This is a genomic window from Nonomuraea phyllanthi (assembly GCF_006334985.2).
GTDB lineage: Bacteria > Actinomycetota > Actinomycetes > Streptosporangiales > Streptosporangiaceae > Nonomuraea > Nonomuraea phyllanthi.
In genome coordinates, this window is the sequence record NZ_VDLX02000026.1 from 43,816 (window position 1) to 63,872 (window position 20,057).

The window sequence follows — 20,057 nt, forward strand, 5'->3', positions numbered from 1 at the left end:
GCGACACGCAACGCCAAACTACACTAGGTCTCTATATCGTGACTTAGAGTGATCGAGAAGCTGTCGATCCGCGCAAAGGGGACACCGTGTCGAAGGCTCTGGTCACCACCCTCACCACGCTGGCCGGCGTCGTGCTGACGGCGCCGGCCTCCGCCGTCGAGCCGCCGCGGCCCGCGGCGCCCGTCGCGGACGAGGACTGGGGTGCCGAGTCGTCCCCCCTGATGCACCCGGCCCGCGCCGTGCGCTACTGGACCGCCGGCAAGCAGGCCAAGGCCAGCACCGCGGAGCTGCCGGAGATCCGGCTCCAGCCCGTCATGGGCGCCGGGCGGCGCAGCGTGCCCACCAGCAAGCGGATCACCCCGGGCGGGGACGCCAACGGCTACGCCCGGGTGCGCCGCCCGTACACCGGCGCCGCGACCAGCAGGATCACCGGCCGGCTCTTCTACGTCAACGCGAGTGGGCGCGACGACTCCTGCAGCGCCTCCGTCGTCCGCTCCGCCGCCGAACTGCTCGTCGTCACCGCCGCCCACTGCGTGTACGGGGTGCCGCCCGGCTCCGCGACCGGCCAGTGGCACACCAACTTCGCCTTCGTCCCCGCCTACGACGGGCGGGCCGACACCGTGCGGCAGCGCGAGCCGTACGGACGGTGGGGCGCCCGGCGCGCGTGGAAGCCCGACGGCTACACCGGCCTGAGCGGCGGCGACTGGAACTCCCCCTACGACATCGCCCTCATCGAGGTCGGCAAGAAGAACGACCGCACGCTCCAGGACGCCGTCGGCGCCTTCACCCCCATGCTCAACGAAGGCGGCCGGCACACCATCACCACCACGGGCTACCCCGGCATCGCCGGTCGGACCCCGTACGACGGCAGGGACCAGCTCTGGTGCCTCGGCCACACCGAACCCGCCGGCGGGCTCATGGAGATCGGCGGACTGCAGTCCTCCGGCCTCCGCGCCACGTCGAGCGGCGGCCGGATGGAGACCCACAACTGCCACCTGTTCAAAGGGCACAGCGGCGGCCCGTGGCTGCTCAAGGACACCCATGACCTGGTCGGCGTACTGTCGGCCGGCACCGAGGACGGCATCGAGGTCGGCTACTCCGTCGCCACCGCCCTCAACGCCGAGGGCTACGGCGCCATCGTCGCGCACGCTGACCCGCGCGGCGTCTACGACGCGCTGTCCGTCAAGGCCGCGGGCCCGAGGCGCGCGGTCAAGCGCGGCGGCACGGCCACCGTCACCGCCACCGTGACCATGCGCGGGCTGATGTCCGCGGCGCAGGTGCCCGTCACGTTCACCCTGCCGGAGGGGACGAGCCTGACGTCCGTCCACGGGGCGCCCTGCAAGCGCACGTCCAGGCAGGCCACCTGCACGATCGCCGCCGTCCGCCCGGGACGCCCGGTGCGGCTCACGGCGCGGGTCCGCGTGGGGCGCGGCGCCGGGCGCTCACCGCGCGTCACCGCGCACGTCGACTCCACCCGCCTCGACCCGTCCCCGTCCGACAACACCAGCGCCGTCCGCCTCCCCACCCGATGAGCGCCCCTCGCGGGTGACTGTCCTTTTCGTGTTTTACGGCGCATTCATCTTTACGGCGAAGCACGGGAGGGCGCCTCCCGCCGCCGTCACGACCGGCCCTCACTTCAACGCCACCCGGCCGCGCGGGCGCGGACCGTGACGTCGCACCCTTGACCGACCGGGTGGTGAAAAGCGCGCCGGCCCGTCCGGGTGGCGGACCCGTCACGCGGGCTCCAGAGCGGGCTCCTTCAGCGTCCGCACCAGCAGCCAGGCCAGGGCCGGGAAGGCGATCAGGAACGCCAGCGCCGTCCTCAGCGTCATGGCCTCCGCCAGCGCGCCCACCACCGGGCTGGTCAGTCCGCCCACGCTCACCGCCAGCCCCAGCGTCACGCCCCCGGCCGTGCCCACCCGCGTGGGCAGGAAGTCCTGCCCCAGCGTGACGTGCAGCGAGAACGGGATGTACAGCGCGATCGACGAGGCCGCGACGAAGACGTACGCGAGCGGGCCGGAGACCAGCACCACGCCCGCGACCGCCACGATCGCCAGCGCGTACGCCACCCGCATCGTGCGCACCCGCCCCCACCGGACCGCCAGCCTGCCGCCCAGCACCGTCCCCACCGCGCCGCCACCGAACAGCACGAACAGCGCCACCGCGCCGGCCGCCCCGCCGCCCATCAGCAGGGCCACGAACGTGCTCAGCCCGACGTACACGACCGAGCGGAAGACGATCACCATCGTCAGCCTGAGGAACGACGGCCAGTCGTCCCGGCCGGACACCGGCGCCGCGGCCCGCGCCGTGCCCTTTCCCCCGGCCAGCGCCAGGACCGTCGGCAGCGTCACCACCGCCCCCAGCACGGCCGGCACCGCCAGGAACGGCGAGGCGTCCAGGCCCCAGCGCGCCAGCAGCGGCGTCACCAGCACGGGCGCCGACGCGAACCCCAGCGTCCCGCCCAGCGAGAACCAGCTCATCCGCACATGCCCGCCCTCGCTCGCGATCCTCGCCAGCCGCGCGGACTCCGGATGGTAGGCCGCGACCCCCAGCCCGGACAGCGCCATGGCCAGCCAGGTCAGCACGTAGGAGTCCGTCACGCCCCCGAGCGCCACCCCGGCGCCCGCCACGACCATGCTCAACGGGATCAGCCACGGCATCCGCCACCGGTCGGTCAGCAGGCCGAACAGCGGCTGCACGATCGACGACAGCAACGTCGCGGCCAGCACGATGCCGGAGACCGCGACGTACCCGTAGCCGCGCCCGGTCACCAGGAACGGCACGAGCGCGGGCACGGCGCCCTGGTAGAAGTCCACGGCCGCGTGACCGGCCGCGAGCATGGGGATCCTCTTCACGCACCGATCATCGCCCGGCGGCGGGCTGGCTCGCTTCCGATAAAATGCCAACCCATGCCGGAAATCCGCCACGTCCCCGACGCCCCCACCGGGCGCCGGCCGCTCGCCCCCGGCGCCGGCATCGACGCGCACCGGCACGAGACCCACCAGATCGTGTACGCCTGCCGCGGAGTGGTGTCCGTCACCACCCGCGCGGGCACCTGGGTGGCGCCGGCGAACCGGGCCATCTGGATCCCGGCCGGCACCGTCCACGAGCACCGCGCCCACGGCGACACCGACCTGCGCCTGGTGGGCCTGAGGGACAATCCCCTGGGCCTCGGCCGCCCCGCCGTCCTCGCCGTCGGCCCCCTGCTGCGCGAGCTGATCATCGCCTACACGGCCGACGACCCCGGCCACCTCCCGGCCGAGCGGTGGGAGGCGGGCGACGGGGGCGAGCGGGCGCGGTTGTGGGCGGTGCTGCTCGACCGGCTCAGGCGGGCGCCCCAGCAGCAGCTCCACCTGCCCACCGCCGGGGATCCCCGGCTGGCCGCCGTCTGCGCGATCCTGCACCGCGACCCCGCCGACGGCAGGACGCTCGCCCAGCTGGCCGTCGAAGCGGGCACCAGCGACCGTACGCTCGCCCGGTTGTGCCGTCGCGAGCTCGGCATGAGCTTCCCGCAGTGGCGCACGCAGCTGCGCCTGCACCACGCGCTCCTGATGCTCGCCGACGGCGTCCCCGTGACCACGGTCGCCCACAGGTGCGGGTGGGCGTCGGCGAGCGCGTTCATCGACGTGTTCGGGCGGGCGTTCGGGTACACCCCGGGCAAGGCCTTTACAATGTAGATTCGCTACAATGGGCTCCCGTGAGCAAATCGAAAGGCAAGGAAGGCAAGGGCGGCGGCACTCCGGCCACAGTGGCGCTGACCAGGGCCAAGGCCGACTTCACGCTCCACCCCTACGAGCACGACGCCTCCGCGCAGGCCTACGGTGAGGAGGCGGCGGACGCGCTCGGCGTGCCGTACGAACGGATCTTCAAGACGCTGGTGGCCGAGGTGGAGAGCGGCCTCGCGGTCGCGGTCGTGCCCGTGGCGGGCAAGCTCGACCTCAAGGCCCTGGCGGGGGCGCTCGACAGCAAGCGGGCCGCGATGGCCGACGCGGCCAAGGTCGAGCGGGTGACCGGCTATGTCGTGGGCGGCATCAGCCCGCTGGGCCAGCGCAAGCAGCTGCCCACCGTGGTCGACTCCTCGGCGCTCGACTTCGAGACGATCTACTTCTCGGCCGGCAAGCGCGGGCTGCAGATCGAGACCGCGCCCGACAACCTCATCACCCTCACCAGAGCCGTCACCGCCCCCATCGGCCGCCGGGACTCGTAGCAGGCACGGGTCCGGCGGGTCTCGTCAGTTCCGGTGGCGGTGGCGGCGATGCTGGCGGCCGAAGGGCTGGTCCAGAGGCGACTGGCCCAGCAGCCACTCGAACAGGCGCCGGTGCCGGCGCAGGAACGGGCGGTCGCCGCGGCGGCCGTGGCGGCCCTGGAGGGCCTCGCGCCGCTTCTCCTTCTCCAGCGCCTTCTCCAGCCCGGGCGTGTGCCCGCCGCCGAAGCGCGCCATGTCGGGCCCGGGGAAGCCCCTGGGCTCGACGCGCCGCAGCGCGGGACCCATCGAGTCCACCCAGATCGGCCCCGGCAGCGACGCGCCCTGCACCGACCCGTAGTACTGGTCGCCGATCTGCACGTCCTGCAGCGGGAACTTGTACGACCCCCGGATGTCCCCGACGCTGACGGCCGCCGCGAGCGCGGGCGTGTAACCGGCGAACCAGGCCGAGGTGTAGCCGTTGTTGGTGCCGGTCTTCCCGGCGGCCGGCCGGTCGATGCCCTGGCCGCGCATGGTGCCCTGGGTGAAGACGCCCTCCAGCACGTAGTTGACCGCGTCCGCGACCTCCTCCTCCAGGGCCCGCTCGCACGACGGCGGCACGTGGGTGCGCCGCCCGTCCCGGCCGACGATCTCCACGATGGCCAGCGGCCGGCAGTACATCCCCCTGGCCGCGAACGTCGCGAAGGCCGCCGCCACCGTCACCGGGTCCATCTCGTTGACGCCCAGCGTGAAGGTGGGCACCTCCTTCAGCGGCTTGCCGTCGGCACGGGCGATGCCGAGCGCCTTGGCGGTGCGCACCACGTTGCAGAGCCCGACCTTGCGCTCCAGCATCATGTAGAAGATGTTCACCGACTTCCAGGTGCCGGTCTCGATGCTGTGCGGGCCGCCCTCGCCCTCGCCGCTGGCGTTGAGTATGCGGGTGCCGGGGTCGTTGACGGGTTTGCCGGAGCAGTCGCGGTAGCCCTGCGCGGGCACGAGCGCCCCCGGCGTGTTGAAGCCGTCGTTGAAGCGCCAGCCCTGTTTGAGCGCGGTGGCCAGGGTGAACGCCTTGAACGTCGACCCGGCCTGGAAGCCCTGGCCGCCTCCGTGCGCGACGTCCGCTGCCAGGTTGAAGGTGGTCTTGGGGCCGTTCTTCTTGTTGCCGGGGTTGCGGCCGAAGCGCTTGCTGGCGGCCATCGCCCTGATCCGGCCGGTCCGCGGCTCGACCATGGCCTCGGCGGCGACCTCGGTGTCCTGCGGGGAGACGTGGCTGCGGATGGCCCGCTCGGCGGCGCGCTGCGCGATCGGGTCGAGGCTCGTCCTGATCGTCAGGCCGCCCCTCGCCATCCGGGTCCGCCGCTCGGCCTCGGTGTTGCCGAAGACCGGGTTGGAGAGCAGCTCGCGCTGCACGTACAGGCAGTAGAACGGGAACTCGCTCTGCTCGCAGCCGCCGGGCTCGGGCCGCAGCCGGATCCCGAGCGGCGCCGCCTTGGCGCTCGACGCCCGCTGCTGGGTGATCATCTTCAGCCCGGCCATGCGGTCCAGTACGAGGTCGCGCCGCTCCTTCAGGCGCGCCCGGTGGGCCTTGCCGAGCGAGGGGTCGGTCGAGTACGGCATGCGCACCGCCCCCGCCAGCGTGGCCGCCTGGCCGAGCGTCAGCTTGGCGGCCGAGGTGGAGAAGAAGCGCCGGGCCGCCGCCTCGACGCCGTGGGCGCCGGCGCCGAAGTAGGCGATGTTCAGGTAGCGCTCGAGGATCTCGTCCTTGCGGTACTTCTTCTCCAGGGCCAGCGCGAGCCGCAGCTCGGTGATCTTGCGGGCCAGGTTCGGGGCGCGGGCCCGGTCGCGTTCGGCCTCGGTACGCGCGCTCTCGACCAGGATGTTCTTGACGAGCTGCTGCGTCAGGGACGAGCCGCCCTGCCTGATGCCGCCGGCCTGGGTGTTGGCCAGCAGCGCCCGGAAGGTGCCGCGCACGTCGAGGCCGCCGTGCTCGTAGAAGCGGGCGTCCTCGATGGCCACGATCGCCTTGCGCATCATCGGCGCGACGGCGCGGAGCGGGACGGCTGTCCTGTTCGCCTCGTAGAACTGGGCGAACGTCCGGCCGTCCTTGTCCAGCAGCCTGGTCACCTGCGCGAGCGGTTCCTCGCGCGGCGCGGGCGGCAGGTCGGTGAACGTGTGGGCGACGTTCTTGGCGGCCAGGCCGCCGCCGCTCACCAGGGGCGCGGCCAGAGCCGCGATCAGCACCCCGCTGAGCGCCCCCGCCAGCCCGAGCCCGCCGACGGATCTGAGTACGGTCACGTCACTTGATCTGCGACGTCCTGATCCGTGCCAAACGCCCGCTTGTCACCTGTTTACCGTTGCCTGCGGCGACTCTTACCGCTGGCGGCGGATGTGCAACCCGAGCGAGGCGAACTGCTCGAACGGCCGGTGGTAGCCGCGTTCGATGTGGTGCACGCCGCGCAGCGTGGACGTGCCGTCGGCGACCGCCGCCGCCAGCACGGCCGAGAACCCCGCCCTGATGTCGGGCAGCGTCACGTCGGCGCCCTTGAGCTGGGACACGCCGCGCACGACGGCCGAGTGCCTGGCGTTGGTGTCGTGGTAGCGGCAGGCCGGGCCGCCCAGGCACTGGTCGAACACCTCGATCTCGCAGCCCATCTTCTGCAGCGCCGGCACGTACACCAGGCGGTTCTCGAAGACGGTTTCGTGCAGCACCGACATGCCCTGGCTCTGCGTGAACAGCACCATGAGCGGCGTCTGCCAGTCCGTCATGAACCCGGGATGGGTGTCGGTCTGCACGGCCGCCGCGCGCAGCCCCTCGGGCGGCGCGGTGGCGCACAGGTACTCGTCGTTGATGTCGAACCGGGCGCCCATCCTGGCCAGCGTGGTGATCGCGGTGACCAGGCGGTCCTGCGGGCACCCGTGCACCCGCACCTCTCCCCCGGTGACCAGCCCTGCCGCCAGGTACGAGAACGCCTCGATGCGGTCGCCGGTCAGCCAGGTGGAGGCGCCGCGCAGCCGGTCGACGCCCTCGATGACGATCCTGCGGTCGGGCGAGAGCTCGATCCTGGCGCCCATGCGCTGCAGGAACAGCGCCAGCTCCACCACCTCGGGCTCCATCGCGGCGTTCTTCAGCACCGTCTTGCCCTCGGCCAGCACCGCCGACATCAGGACCGTCTCCGTGGCGCCCACGCTGGGGTAGGGCAGCTCGATCCGGGTGCCGGTCAGCCGGCCCGCCTTGGCGAAGATGCCCGTGTCGCCCACCTCGACCTCGGCGCCCATCGCCCGCAGGGCCTCGACGTGGAAGTTCACCGGCCGCCGGCCGATCGGGTCGCCGCCGACCAGCGGGACGAACGCCTCCCCCGCCAGGTGCAGCAGCGGGCCCAGCATGAGGATGGGGATGCGGTTCAGGCCGGTGAACGCGTCGGGCACCCTCGGCTCGATGGCCGGCCCGCGCTCGATCCTGATCTCCGTACGGGAGATCTCGACGTCGATCCCCAGCGCCCGCAGCATGGCGGCCGTGATCTCCACCTCGCCCACCTCGGGCGCGTTGTGGATGCTGCTCTCGCCGTCGCCCAGCATGGCGGCGACCATGTGCTTGGAGACCCCGTTCTTGGACCCGCGGACCTCGACGTCACCCCGGAGCGGGCCGGAGGGTTCTATCAGCCACACCTCTTCTGCAATCACGAAGCGAGCCTAGCCGGGGGATACCATCGAGCTGGTTCGGACATACATGTGAGGGGGAGTGGCGTGACGAGGGAAGTACGCGCTTTTGCGGTAACTGTCCTCACACTCGCCACTCTCGGAGCCGCCGCCGGGCTGCTCTGGTCGGGCCTGACGCCCCGCGCTCCGTACCAGGTCACCGCGCAGGGCGCGGTGCTGGCCGACCCGACCACGCAGGCGCTGATCGCGGCCGACGGCTGGTTCGCGGTGATCACCGGCGGCCTGGGCCTGGCGTGCGGCGGCGTCGGCTGGTTCGTGGGGCGGCGCTGGATGCTGCCGGTGGTGCTCGGGCTCTGCGCGGGCGGGGTGCTGGCCGCGATGCTGACCCTGTGGGTCGGCTCGACGGTCACCATCGGCGGGGTCGTCGTGGAGGCCGCCGCGCCGCCCGGGGTCACGATCGTGCCCGGGGCGCTGAAGCTGACCGCCTCGGGGGTGCTGGTGGCCTGGCCGCTGCTCTCCGTCGGCTTCTTCGGGCTGCTGGAGGGCATGCACGGCTACCGTGAGTCGCCGCTGCGCCACCCGTACGGCGAGCCGGCCGACCCGCTCTGACCGGCACCGATGTTCGCTCCGGCCCCGGCGCTCAGAGCGGCGGGCGGCGCAGGCCGTGGCCGGTGGCCTGCTCGAACGCGCGGGCCACGCGCAGCACCCTGGCGTCCTCGAACGGCCGGCCCACGATCTGCACCCCCACCGGCAGCCCGTCGGAGGTGAACCCGGCGGGCACGGACGCGGCCGGGGCGTGCAGCACGCTGATCCAGTAGGCCGAGCGCATCCAGGACAGGTAGTCGGGCAGCCTCTCCCCGTTGATCTCGTCGACGTAGCGCTGCTCGATCGGGAACGGCGGCACCTGGCTGACGGGCGCGATCAGCACGTCGTAGGTGTCGAAGAACGCCGCCATCCGCTGGTAGAGGCGGCTGCGCGCCCGCTCGGCCCTGGCCAGGTCGGCGCCGGTCACCTTGCGGCCCTGCTCGACGTTCCAGGCGGTGTTGGGTCCTAGCCCGTCGATGTCGTCGAAGGACAGCGCGTAGTTCCACGCCCGGTAGGTCCTGAACGCGTCGTCCGCCCCCTCCAGGTCCAGCTCCACCTGCTCGACGCGGGCACCCAGCCGCTCGAACACCGGCGGCGCCGTCGCGGTGACCTCCGCCGTGCGCGGGTCCACCGGCAGCCCGCCCAGGTCGGGGCTCCACGCCACGCGCAGCCCCGCCACGCCCTCCTCGGGCTCGGGGGCGAACACCTCCTTGATCGAGTACGGGGAGCGCCGGTCGAACCCGGCGATGACCCCGAACATCAGCGTGACGTCCTCGACCGTCCGCGCCATCGGCCCCGAGACCCCGAGGGTGTACCAGGCGTTGGTGTCGGAGATCTCGGGGACCCGCCCGGGCGTGGGGCGCAGGCCGACCACGTTGCAGAACGAGGCGGGGTTGCGCAGCGAGCCGCCCATGTCGGAGCCGTCGGCCAGCGGCACCATCCCGGTCGCCAGGGCCACCGCCGCGCCGCCGCTGCTGCCCCCGGCGGACTTGGACGGGTCGTAGGGGTTCCTGGTGGCGCCGAACACCTCGTTGACCGTGTGGGAGCCGGTGCCGAACTCCGGGGTGTTGGTCTTGCCCACGGTGATGGCCCCCGCCGCGCGCAGCCGCCGCACGATCAGGGCGTCCTCGTCCGGGACGTGGTGGGCGAACAGCGGCGAGCCGTACGTCGTGCGGATGCCGGCGGTGTCGACGAGGTCCTTGTGCGCGACGGGCAGACCGTGCAGCGGCCCGTCCGGCTCCCGCGCGTCGGCCGCCTCGGCGGCGTCGAGCGCCTGCTCGGCGACCAGCGTCACGATGGCGTTGACGTGCGGGTTGACCTGCTCGATGCGGTCGAGATGGGCCTGGACGACCTCGACGGCGCTCACCTGCCGGGCTCTGATCAGCCGGGCCAGCTCGGTCGCGCTCAGATGGTGGAGTTCGCTCACCCTTGCGATCCTGCCCCACGAGCCGCGGCCCGGCGACGGCGAGGGTCGCCCAACCACCCGGACGGCCCACTGTGCGCGCGTCACGGCGGCCCGCCGGAGCCGCCCGGTGAGCGTCGCCCTGGACGGGGCCCGGCCACGTGCGGCGGGTGGGGCCGCCCGTGCGGAGCCGTAAGAAATGAAGAGCGGAGAGCCCGCGGCGCCGGCGGGTCAGGCGCCGAGGCAGGCGGGGCCGAGGAGCTGTTTCAGGTCGCCCATCAGCGCCGGGGACGGCGTGACGCGCAGCCGGTCGCCCACCCGCATGACCGTCGTCCTCGGCCCGTTGTGGACCTGCAGGTGCACCTCCGAGGTGCCCGGATGCGTGCGGAGGATCTCCTTGAGCCGCGCCACCACCGGCGGCGTGCAGCGGGTCAGCGGCAGGCTCACCAGCAGCGGCCCGCCCGCCTCCTGCGTCAGGTCGGGCGCCGTCACCTCCATGGCGATGATCTTCGCTACGTCCTCCCGCTTGTCGACGCGCCCCTTGACGAACACGATCGCGTCCTCGGCCAGGATCGTCGAGCACAGCTGGTAGGCCGACGGGAAGATCATCACCTCGATCGAGCCCGCGAGGTCCTCCAGCTGGGTCAGCACCCAGGTGTCGCCCTTCTTGGTGACCTTGCGCTGCACCCCGCTCAGGATGCCGCCCACGGTCACCACCTGCCCGTCGGGCCGGCTCTCGTCCTGGACGGCCGCGATCGAGCAGTCGGCGCCCGCCGCCAGGATGTGCTCGACGCCGAACAGCGGGTGGTCGGACACGTAGAGGCCGAGCATCTCCCGCTCGAACTGCAGCAGCGTGTTCTTGTCCCACTCCCCCAGCGGGATCTGCACGTCGAAGGTCTGGTCCTCGCCGCCGTCGATCGCCCCGAACAGGGAGTCCTGGCCGATGGCCTCGTTCCGCTTGATGTCGATGATCGCGTCCACGGCCTGCTCGTGCACCATCACCAGGCCCTTGCGGACGTGGCCGAGGGAGTCGAACGCGCCCGCCTTGATCAGCGACTCGATCACGCGCTTGTTGCAGACGACGGCGGGCACCTTGCGCAGGAAGTCCTTGAAGTCGCCGAAGCGGCCCTTCTCCTTGCGTGCCTTGAGGATGCCGGCGACGACGTTGCCGCCGACGTTGCGGACGGCCGACAGGCCGAAGCGGATGTCGGTGCCGCGCGGCGTGAAGTCGAAGTCGGAGTCGTTGACGTCCGGCGGGAACACCTTGATGCCCATGCGGCGGCACTCGTTGAGGTAGAGGGCCGACTTGTCCTTGTCGTCCTTGACGCTGGACAGCAGCGCGGCCATGTAGGCGGCCGGGTGGTTGGCCTTGAGGTAGGCGGTCCAGTAGGCGATGAGGCCGTAGGCGGCGGTGTGGGCCTTGTTGAAGGCGTAGTCGGAGAACGGCAGCAGGATGTCCCACAGCGCCTTGACGGCCTCGGGCGGGTAGCCCCTGTCGAGCATGCCCTGCTCGAAGCCGGCGTACTGCTTGTCCAGCTCGGCCTTCTTCTTCTTGCCCATCGCGCGGCGCAGCAGGTCGGCGGCGCCGAGGGTGAAGCCGGCCACCTTCTGCGCGATGGCCATGACCTGCTCCTGGTAGATGATCAGGCCGTAGGTCGTGTCGAGGATGTCCTTGAGCGGCTCCGCCAGCGACGGGTGGATCGGCGTGATCTCCTGCTGGCCGTTCTTGCGCAGCGCGTAGTTGGTGTGGGAGTTGGCGCCCATCGGGCCGGGACGGTAGAGCGCGAGGGCCGCGGAGATGTCCTCGAAGTTGTCGGGGCGCATGAGGCGCAGCAGCGAGCGCATGCCGCCGCCGTCGAGCTGGAACACGCCCAGCGTGTCGCCCTTGGCCAGCAGCTCGTACGACTTCCGGTCGTCGAGCGGCAGCGAGAGCAGGTCGACCCTCTCCCCCGTGGTCGCCTCGATCATCTTGAGGCAGTCGTCCATGATGGTGAGGTTGCGCAGGCCCAGGAAGTCCATCTTGAGCAGGCCGAGCGTCTCGCAGGTCGGGTAGTCGAACTGCGTGATGATGGCGCCGTCGGAGTCGCGCCGCATGATCGGGACGTGGTCGGTCAGCACCTCGGCCGACATGATCACGCCGGCGGCGTGCACGCCGGTCTGCCTGATCAGGCCCTCCAGGCCCCTGCCGAGGTCCATCGTCGCCTTGACGTCGGCGTCCTCCTCGTAGAGCCTGCGCAGATCGCCCGCCTCGTTGTAGCGCGGGTGGTCCTTGTCGAAGATGCCGGCGAGCGGGATGTCCTTGCCCATGACGGCGGGCGGGAACGCCTTGGAGACCCGGTCGCCGAGCGCGTAGGGGTAGCCCAGGACGCGGCCGGCGTCCTTGATGGCGGCCTTCGCCTTGATGGTGCCGAACGTGGCGATCATGGCGACCTTGTCGGCGCCCCACTTCTCGGTCACGTAGCGGATCACGTCACCGCGCCTGCGCTCGTCGAAGTCGATGTCGACGTCGGGCATGGAGACGCGCTCGGGGTTGAGGAACCGCTCGAAGATCAGGCCGTGCGTGATCGGGTCGAGGTCGGTGATGCCCATCGCGTACGCCACCAGCGACCCCGCCGCCGAGCCGCGCCCGGGGCCGACCGGGATGCCGTTCTGCTTGGCCCACATGATGAAGTCGGCGACCACGAGGAAGTAGCTCGGGAAGCCCATCTGCTCGATGATCCCGATCTCGTACTCGGCCTGCTTCCTGTGCTGCTCGTCGTAGCCCTCCGGCCAGCGCCGGTCCATGCCCTCCCAGACGGTCTTGCGGAAGAACTCGCTCTCCGTCATGCCGCCGGGGATGGGGTAGGTCGGCATGAGGTTCTTGAACTCGAAGAACCCGGCCGGGTCGACCTTCTCCGCCACCAGCAGGGTGTTGCGGCAGCCCTCGGCCCACAGGCCGGAGGAGTCGACCGCGCGCATCTCGTCGGCGGTCTTGATGTAGTAGCCGCTGCCGTCGAAGCGGAAGCGGTCGGGGTCGGACAGCTGCTTGCCGGTCTGGATGCACAGCAGGGCGTCGTGGGAGGCGGCGTCGGACTCGTAGGTGTAGTGGGAGTCGTTGGTGACCAGCGGCGGGATGCCGAGCTCCCTGCTGATCGCGACCAGCCCGTCGCGGACGCGGCGCTCGATGTCGAGGCCGTGGTCCATGATCTCCAGGTAGAAGTCGTCCTTGCCGAAGATCTCCTGGTATTTCGCGGCGGCCTTGAGCGCCTCGTCGTACTGGCCGAGCCGCAGCCGGGTCTGCACCTCGCCCGACGGGCAGCCGGTGGTGGCCATCAGGCCGTCGGCGTGCTCGGCCAGGAGCTCGGCGTCCATTCGCGGCCATTTGCGGACGAAACCCTCGGTGTAGGCGCGCGAGGACAGGCGCATCAGGTTGTGCAGGCCCGTCTTGTTACGCGCCCAGATCGTCATATGGGTGTAGTGGCCGCCCGCCGAGACGTCGTCCCTCCTCTGGTGCGGCTCGCCCCAGAGCACCGGCTTCTTGTTGTGGCGCAGGTCCGGCGCGACATAGGCCTCGATGCCGATGACCGGCTTGACGCCGGCGGCCGTGGCCTGCCTGTAGAAGTCGTACGCGCCGTGCATGTTGCCGTGGTCGGTGATCGCGATCGCCGGCATGCCCAGCTCGCCGACCTTCGTGAACATCTGCCTGAGGCGGGCCGCGCCGTCCAGCATCGAGTATTCGGTGTGCACGTGCAGGTGGACGAACGACTCGCCGGACGGCATGGGGCGGCACCTCCCGGTCTCGGTGCGGTTGTGCGCTCCGACTCTAGTGCGCCCCACCGACATCTCCGGGCCCCGGGCGGGCGGCGCGACGACCGGCGTGCCGGGGTCCGCGCGGTGGTCGGCACCGATATCGTCGTAACTACTTTACGTAGTTGAGGAGACACTCGGTGCGCACGCAGACCGACGAGGGCTACCGGCACGCGCTCGGCAATCGCCAGGTCCAGATGATCGCCATCGGCGGGGCGATCGGGGTCGGGTTGTTCCTCGGTTCGGGAGGCCGGCTGGCCGCCACGGGGCCCGCCCTGGTGCTCTCCTACGCCGCCGCCGGGGTGGCCGCGTTCTTCGTCATGCGGGCGCTCGGCGAGCTGGTGCTCTACCGCCCGGCGTCGGGGTCGTTCGTCGAGTACGCGGGCGAGTTCATCGGCCCGTGGGCGGCGTTCGCCAGCGGCTGGATGTACTGGATCAACTGGGCCTTCACCGGCATCGCCGAGCTGACCGCCATCGCCGCCTACATCCATTACTGGGCGCCGGCGTTCCCGCAGTGGCTCACGGCGCTCATCGCCCTCGGCTTCGTCCTGTCGGTCAACCTGCTGTCGGTGCGGCTGTTCGGCGAGCTGGAGTTCTGGTTCGCGCTGCTCAAGGTGCTGGCGATCACGGTCTTCCTGGTGATCGCGCTGGCCCTGGTGGTCCTCACGGTCGGCCAGGCGGGGCCGCAGAACCTGGTGTCCCACGGCGGTTTCATGCCGAAGGGCTTCCCGATGGTGCTGATGAGCCTGCAGTCGGTGGTGTTCGCGTACTCGGCGATCGAGATGGTCGGCATCGCGGCGGGCGAGACGGCCCGGCCGCACCAGGTCATGCCGAAGGCGATCAACGGCGTGGTGTGGCGCATCGCGATCTTCTACGTGGGCTCGGTGATCCTGCTGGCGATGGTCCTGCCCTGGACCGCCTACCGCGCGGACATCTCGCCGTTCGTGACGTTCTTCTCCGGCCTCGGCGTCCCGTGGGCCGCCGACGCCATGAACCTCGTCGTGATCACCGCCGCGCTCTCGTCCTGCAACTCCGGCCTGTACGCCACGGGCCGCATCCTGCGCTCGATGGCGACCAAGCACGAGGCGCCCCGGTTCGCGGGCACCCTCAGCTCCCGGCACGTCCCGATGGGCGGCATCCTCTTCACCGCGATCATGTTCCTGGCCGGGGTGGCGCTCTTCTACTACCTGCCCGAGCGCGCCTTCAACATCGCCACCGCCGTCGCCTCGCTGGGCGTGATCACGACCTGGGGCACGCTGGTCCTCTGCCAGCTGCGGCTGCGCCGCTCGGGGCATCTGTCGACGTTCCCGATGCCCGGCTCTCCCTACACGAACTGGCTCACGCTGGCGTTCCTGGTGCTCGTCGTGCTGCTGATGCCGTTCGCCGACCGCGATCAGCGGGTGGCGTTCTTCCTCATCCCGGCGCTGGTCGCGGCCATCGCGCTCGGCTGGCGCCTGGTCAGCCGCCGCCGCACGCGCGGTCGCGGTGACCCGACGATCAGCTGACTGGGTAGTCTCGATGTCGCCAGCACGCAGCAGCAGCCGCCGGGGAGGCCGCACTGGACGAGGCGACACGACAGGCACCGAAGCAGACGACGCGCGCCTCCGGGGCCCCACGCGGCCTCTGGCCCTTCCGCTCCTTCCGGACGCGGCACGGCACACGGTCGACGCATGACGCCCAGGCCGCACAGGGCACGTCGGCCACGCCGGACCTTGAGGTCACGCAAGGCGTACCGCCCACGCGGGACCATGAGGTCACGCCAGGCACGCCACCCACGCCGGACCTTCCGGGCCTGAAGGCCGGGCAAGGCACGCCTGCCACATCCGATCTAGAGGCGGCCACGAAAGGCACCTCGGCAACGCCCGATTCCTGGGTGGGGGGCGACGATCCGGGGGAACGCGGCGCTCAAGGAGCTCGCGACACCCGGGTGGCGCGCCACCGTGCCAGGGTCGCCGTGGCGGCCGCCGTCGGCATCGCGCTCGCTCTGGCGTGCGTGCCCCTCGGCGTCATCCCGAAGCTGGCCTGCGCCGCGCTGGACGCCGGCTGCCCGGTCACCGGGGAGCCGGGCGGGCGGCTGCCGCAGGCGGTCCGCCTGACGCCCGTACAGGTGGCCCAGAGCGGCGCGTACGTGGCGCTCGGCGACTCCTACTCCTCGGGCGAGGGCGTCTACGACCTGGACCGGCAGCCGGTCAACGACGGCGCCGACCGCTGCCACCGGGCCTCGGGCTCGTACGTGCCGCTGGTGTCGGGAGCCTTCCACTTCGGCGGCGGCACCGCCTTCTACGCCTGCAGCGGCGCCACCACGGCCCAGCTCCTGTCGGGCCAGCACGGCCAGCAGCCCCAGATCTCCCGCGTCGGCCCGTCCGCCAGCCTCGTGACGCTGAGCATCGGCGGCAACGACGCCGGCTTCACGAAGGTGCTCACGGGGTGCATCGTCAAGCTGCCGTGGTCGTCCGCCTGCGTCGAGCAGGACGCCGCCGTCGAGCGCCGCATCCAGCAGTTACGGCCCAGCATGCTGAAGGTGCTGCGCGAGCTGCGCACCCGGGCGCCCGACGCGCGCGTCATCGTCCTCGGCTACCCCCGCCCGTTCCCGGAGCCGCCCACCGACGGCGTCGACAACCTCAGCGTGGCGGACCAGAGGTGGCTCAACGCGGTGACGCGGCGGCTCAACGACACGGTGGCGTCGGTGGTGGCCGACTTCGACCGGGCGATCGCGGCGTTCGGGGCGCCGGGGAGCATGGAGTACGTGGACGCGTACGAGGCGTTCGCGGGGCACGAGGTGGGGCGGCCGCAACCGTACCTGAACGGGCTGGAGGTGGACGTGGAGGATCTGACGGTCAACGCCCGCAGCTTCCACCCGACGGCCGACGGCTACCGCCGCTTCGCGGAGCTCATCACCCAGCAGATCGCCGCCGGCCCGGGCCGCCCCATGAACAATTTCCACCTCTCCGCTTCCTGACCGGCCGTGGGGCTGGCGGCGTCCCCCGGCTCGCCTGCCCGCCGGCCGCCGCTCTCGGCCAGGACCCGACGAACCGTCGAGGAGGTGGCCGGCCCTTCAGCGCATCGGCATGGCCGGCGCCGCATCCTGCGCCGCTGCCCGGACATGCCGGATCCGGCCCGCAGCGTGGACCGGACGCATGCCGGGGTTAGCGGGCCGCGCGTTCCTCGGCCAGATGGAGGCCCGCCTCGATGACGGCGTTCATGATGGGCGCGAGGCGTGCCTCGCCCAGCGACGGCGCGCGCAACGCCATCCGGGCCACGAGCGCGCGCTCCCGTGCGAGGTCGCGCCCCGCGAACCCGCCCACCGGCTTGATGCGCTGCACGATCCCCGCCAGCGCCGCCCGCCGTTCGAGCAGCGTGGCCAGCGCGGCGTCCACCCGGTCGATCGCCTGCCTGCACTCCGGCAACGTGGCGGGCGCCTCGGGCCTGAGCAGCGCCCCGACGACCGTCACGGCCTCCTCCGCCACCCGAAGCGCCGCCGCCCCCGACAACGCCCTGGCCGCCGCTCCGGACGCCGCCCCGGATGCCGCGCCCGGCGCCTTCCCAGGCCCGTCATCCGCCGCTCTGCCCGGAAGCACGCCAGGAACGGCCTCCGGCGCGAGCCCGGCCTCCCCGCCCGCAGCCGGCCCCGCGGGCGTCTTGCGATCGTCGCGCCCTTCCGGGCGTGACTCCTCACGGCTTTCGGTCCCGGCGGCGACGAACTCCAGGACCCCCTCCTTGGTGAGGTCCACCACCTTGGCGCCCTTGTACGTCCCCAGTTTGGCCCCAGCTCCCGACGCGTCGAGGACGAGGCCGTCCGCGCCCGCGGCCACCGCCGCGGCCGACAGCCCCACGTCGCCCGACACGTCGGCCAGCACGGGCCGCCCCGAGGCGGCGCGGGCGGCGCGCATGAGCCCCAGGTCCAGGCGCCCCCTCTCGCACAGGAGAACCCGCCCGTCCCCCTCCGCGGCGCAGTAGTCGGCCAGCCCCAGCCACTCCTCCATGGAGGCCGACGGCCGCCGCTCCACCACGACGGGCAGCCCGAGCCCGGCCGCCGCGCGGACGAGCGGGATGTCGCGCGTCCACGACGACCCCACCACCACGGCGTCCGCGCGGGCGGCGATCGCCGGCAGGTCGGCGGCGGAGTGCGGCTCCACCAGCGTGGCGTGCTCCCCCAGCACCTCGTGCGCGTCGGCCTGCCCGTGGTAGGCGCGCAGGTCGACCCGGCCGCCGATCACCACGGCGGGTCCCTCGCCCACGAGCAGCCCGCCCACCGCCACGGCGTGCCGTTCCAACGTCGATGACATCCTCGACTCCCCAACTCGGGCCGGCCCCGAAGCCGGCGGGAAAACAAAAAGGCAGAGACGGGTGTCTCTGCCTCGTGCCGGCTCCAGGTGGTCGCTAGCTGACGACCGGCTCTCCCGGAGCCGGCTCGGTAAACGCGTAGCGACAAGTCATGTCCGAAACCCTACACCCTGCTCCCACCTGCTGCGCGGCACCCCGCGCAGGACGGAGTGGCCTTCAGGCGAGTCGCCGTTGATCCCTCGCTATGGGAGTATTTCTTGGCCTAGAGGAGGGTTTGAGGCCGTTGATGTCGGATCGCAAGCAGGACGGACGCCGCATCGCCGGCCGGTACCAGCTGCAGGAACCCATCGGCAGGGGCGGTATGGGCATCGTGTGGCGCGCCCACGACGAGCTCCTCGACCGCACGGTCGCGGTCAAGGAGGTCAGGTACGCCGCCGCCCTGGGCGAGGAGGTGCAGCTGCTGAACCGGCGCACGATGCGCGAGGCGAGGGCCGCGGCCAGGTTCGAGCATCCCAACGTGATCGTCGTGCACGACGTGATCGAGGAGGATGACCGGCCGTGGATCGTCATGCAACTCGTCCCGTCGCGCTCCCTGGGCGCCGTGATCAAGCAGGACGGGCCGCTGCCGCCCAAGAGGGTGGCCGAGATCGGCCTGGCCGTGCTGGACGCTCTGCACCGCGCCCACGAGGCGGGTGTCCTGCACCGCGACGTCAAACCCGAGAACGTGCTGCTGGCCGACGACGGCCGGGTGGTGCTCACCGACTTCGGCATCGCCACGCTGGAGACCGAGACGCAGCTCACCGTGACGGGCCTGGCGGGCACGCCGGCGTTCATCGCGCCGGAACGCCTCAAGGGGCTGCCGGCGCGGCGCGAGTCGGACCTGTGGTCGTTAGGAGCCACGCTCTACACGGCCGTGGAGGGGCGCTCCCCGCACGAGCGGGGGATGGCCCTGGCGACCATGCACGCGGTCCTCACGGACGAGCCCGACCCCATGCCGCACGCGGGCCCGCTCGCCGGCGTGATCAGCGGGCTGCTGAACAAGGAGCCGGTGCAGCGGCTCACCTATGAGGAGGCGCAGCGGCTGCTGCGCCAGGTCATCGCGCAGGCGAGCGCGCCCCCGACGGCGCAGTTCCCCGCGACCCGGCCGCTGCCCGCCTCGTCGCCCGCGCGGCCGCCCGCCGCGCCGCCCCGCCAGTCGCCCGCCGGGCCGTCCGGCCACGACCCGGCGGAGATCCAGGGCCGGTTCCGGCCGCTGAGGAAGGCGCGTCCCGCTCCCGCGGTGGACGACACGCCGACCGACCCGAACCTCGTCCCTGCGCCGGTCCCCGGCCCGTCCCTGCCCGAGACCGGCGCGCGGATCACCCCCGCGCCGACGGCCGACCCGGCGCCCGCCGCCGAGTCCACGGTGGACGCGGCCAGGACGGACCAGCGGCGGACCGGGCCCGTCGTCGCGGCGGCGCTCGCGGTCGTCCTCGTCGCCGGGATCGGCGGCTACCTGGGCCTGCGCTCGGCTCCGGATGACACTCCAACCGACCGCACCTCGGGGGCAGCGGCCGCCACGACGAGCCCCTCCCAGGACTCCTCCGATCCGAAGGCGTCCGAGTCGGGCACGTCCGAGCCGAGCGCCTCCGCGTCGCCCTCGCCCACGGAGTCGGCGAGCGAGAGCCCGAGCCCCAGCCCGACGCCCGAGAAGACGGAGAACCCTCTCCCGGCGGGCTGGAAGATGTACAAGGACAAGAAGCTGGGCTTCTCCATCGGCCTGCCCAAGGGCTGGGACGTGTGGGACCGCGGCGGCATGCAGGTGAAGTTCAAGGGTCCCGGCGCGGCCTCCAACGCGTACCTCATGATCGAGGAGGCGGCGAAGCCCGGCAAGGACCCGTACAAGGACTGGAAGCGGCAGGAGCCGATCCTCAAGCACAACTTCGGCGGGTACCACAAGCTCGACATCAAGCGGGTCGACTACCAGAAGGCCGCGGCCGACTGGGACTTCACCTGGAACACCAACACCGGCAAGACGCGCGTGCGCAACAGGGGCTTCATCACCGACAACGGGCGGGCGTACGCGATCTACTGGCACACCCTGAACAGCCACTGGAAGGACGACTACCACTTCTTCGAGGGGTTCTGCGCGACGTTCAAACCGGCGAAGTAGGCTTCGCT

At 72.0% G+C, this 20,057-nt stretch carries 13 protein-coding genes; 7 read left to right on the forward strand and 6 right to left on the reverse strand.

Annotated features, from left to right (window positions below):
• The first annotated feature begins 86 nt into the window (after positions 1 to 86).
• A complete protein-coding gene (locus FH608_RS44815; protein WP_139637280.1) occupies positions 87 to 1,532 on the forward strand; it encodes a trypsin-like serine peptidase in 1,446 nt (481 codons plus the stop codon).
• Between the two features lie 201 nt (positions 1,533 to 1,733).
• On the opposite strand, the gene FH608_RS44820 is transcribed toward FH608_RS44815, so the two are convergent.
• Complete coding sequence (locus tag FH608_RS44820; protein ID WP_226900470.1) at positions 1,734 to 2,855, reverse strand: MFS transporter; 1,122 nt, start codon at positions 2,853 to 2,855, stop codon at positions 1,734 to 1,736.
• Between the two features lie 54 nt (positions 2,856 to 2,909).
• Here FH608_RS44820 and FH608_RS44825 point away from each other — a divergent pair, with 54 nt between their 5' ends.
• The gene (locus tag FH608_RS44825; protein WP_139637281.1) at positions 2,910 to 3,677 is read left to right on the forward strand and encodes an AraC family transcriptional regulator; all 768 of its coding nucleotides are present in this window, start codon (positions 2,910 to 2,912) and stop codon (positions 3,675 to 3,677) included.
• A gap of 20 nt (positions 3,678 to 3,697) precedes the next feature.
• Positions 3,698 to 4,207 carry a Cys-tRNA(Pro) deacylase gene (gene ybaK, locus FH608_RS44830; protein ID WP_139637282.1) on the forward strand — a complete coding sequence of 170 codons (510 nt, stop codon included), beginning with the start codon at positions 3,698 to 3,700 and terminating at the stop codon, positions 4,205 to 4,207.
• Positions 4,208 to 4,231: 24 nt separating this feature from the next.
• Here ybaK and FH608_RS44835 read toward each other — a convergent pair whose 3' ends face one another.
• Positions 4,232 to 6,478: a transglycosylase domain-containing protein gene (locus FH608_RS44835; protein ID WP_139637283.1), complete on the reverse strand. Its 2,247-nt coding sequence runs from the start codon at positions 6,476 to 6,478 to the stop codon at positions 4,232 to 4,234.
• Positions 6,479 to 6,553: 75 nt separating this feature from the next.
• Positions 6,554 to 7,864 carry a UDP-N-acetylglucosamine 1-carboxyvinyltransferase gene (gene murA / locus FH608_RS44840; protein WP_226900471.1) on the reverse strand — a complete coding sequence of 437 codons (1,311 nt, stop codon included), beginning with the start codon at positions 7,862 to 7,864 and terminating at the stop codon, positions 6,554 to 6,556.
• A 63-nt stretch (positions 7,865 to 7,927) separates the two neighbouring features.
• On the opposite strand from murA, the gene FH608_RS44845 reads away from it, so the two are divergent.
• Positions 7,928 to 8,449 carry a hypothetical protein gene (locus FH608_RS44845; RefSeq protein ID WP_139637284.1) on the forward strand — a complete coding sequence of 174 codons (522 nt, stop codon included), beginning with the start codon at positions 7,928 to 7,930 and terminating at the stop codon, positions 8,447 to 8,449.
• A gap of 31 nt (positions 8,450 to 8,480) precedes the next feature.
• Here the strand turns inward: FH608_RS44845 and FH608_RS44850 are convergent, their stop codons facing one another.
• Both FH608_RS44850 and dnaE read right to left on the reverse strand, forming a co-directional pair.
• Positions 8,481 to 9,851 (reverse strand): amidase, encoded by a 1,371-nt coding sequence (locus FH608_RS44850; RefSeq protein WP_139637285.1) that lies wholly within the window; start codon positions 9,849 to 9,851, stop codon positions 8,481 to 8,483.
• A 207-nt stretch (positions 9,852 to 10,058) separates the two neighbouring features.
• On the reverse strand, positions 10,059 to 13,586 hold the full coding sequence (dnaE, locus tag FH608_RS44855) for a DNA polymerase III subunit alpha (protein WP_139637286.1): 3,528 nt from the start codon (positions 13,584 to 13,586) through the stop codon (positions 10,059 to 10,061).
• A 167-nt stretch (positions 13,587 to 13,753) separates the two neighbouring features.
• Between dnaE and FH608_RS44860 the strand changes: the two genes are divergently transcribed.
• Positions 13,754 to 15,118: an amino acid permease gene (locus FH608_RS44860; RefSeq protein ID WP_226900473.1), complete on the forward strand. Its 1,365-nt coding sequence runs from the start codon at positions 13,754 to 13,756 to the stop codon at positions 15,116 to 15,118.
• 422 nt (positions 15,119 to 15,540) lie between these two features.
• Positions 15,541 to 16,572 (forward strand): SGNH/GDSL hydrolase family protein, encoded by a 1,032-nt coding sequence (locus FH608_RS44865; RefSeq protein WP_139637287.1) that lies wholly within the window; start codon positions 15,541 to 15,543, stop codon positions 16,570 to 16,572.
• Between the two features lie 187 nt (positions 16,573 to 16,759).
• Here FH608_RS44865 and FH608_RS54600 read toward each other — a convergent pair whose 3' ends face one another.
• Entirely contained in the window at positions 16,760 to 17,899 is a 1,140-nt protein-coding gene (locus tag FH608_RS54600) for a chorismate mutase (protein WP_394367741.1), read from the reverse strand.
• A 284-nt stretch (positions 17,900 to 18,183) separates the two neighbouring features.
• Between FH608_RS54600 and FH608_RS44880 the strand changes: the two genes are divergently transcribed.
• The gene (locus FH608_RS44880) at positions 18,184 to 20,049 is read left to right on the forward strand and encodes a serine/threonine-protein kinase (protein WP_193318980.1); all 1,866 of its coding nucleotides are present in this window, start codon (positions 18,184 to 18,186) and stop codon (positions 20,047 to 20,049) included.
• The last annotated feature ends 8 nt before the right edge of the window (positions 20,050 to 20,057 follow it).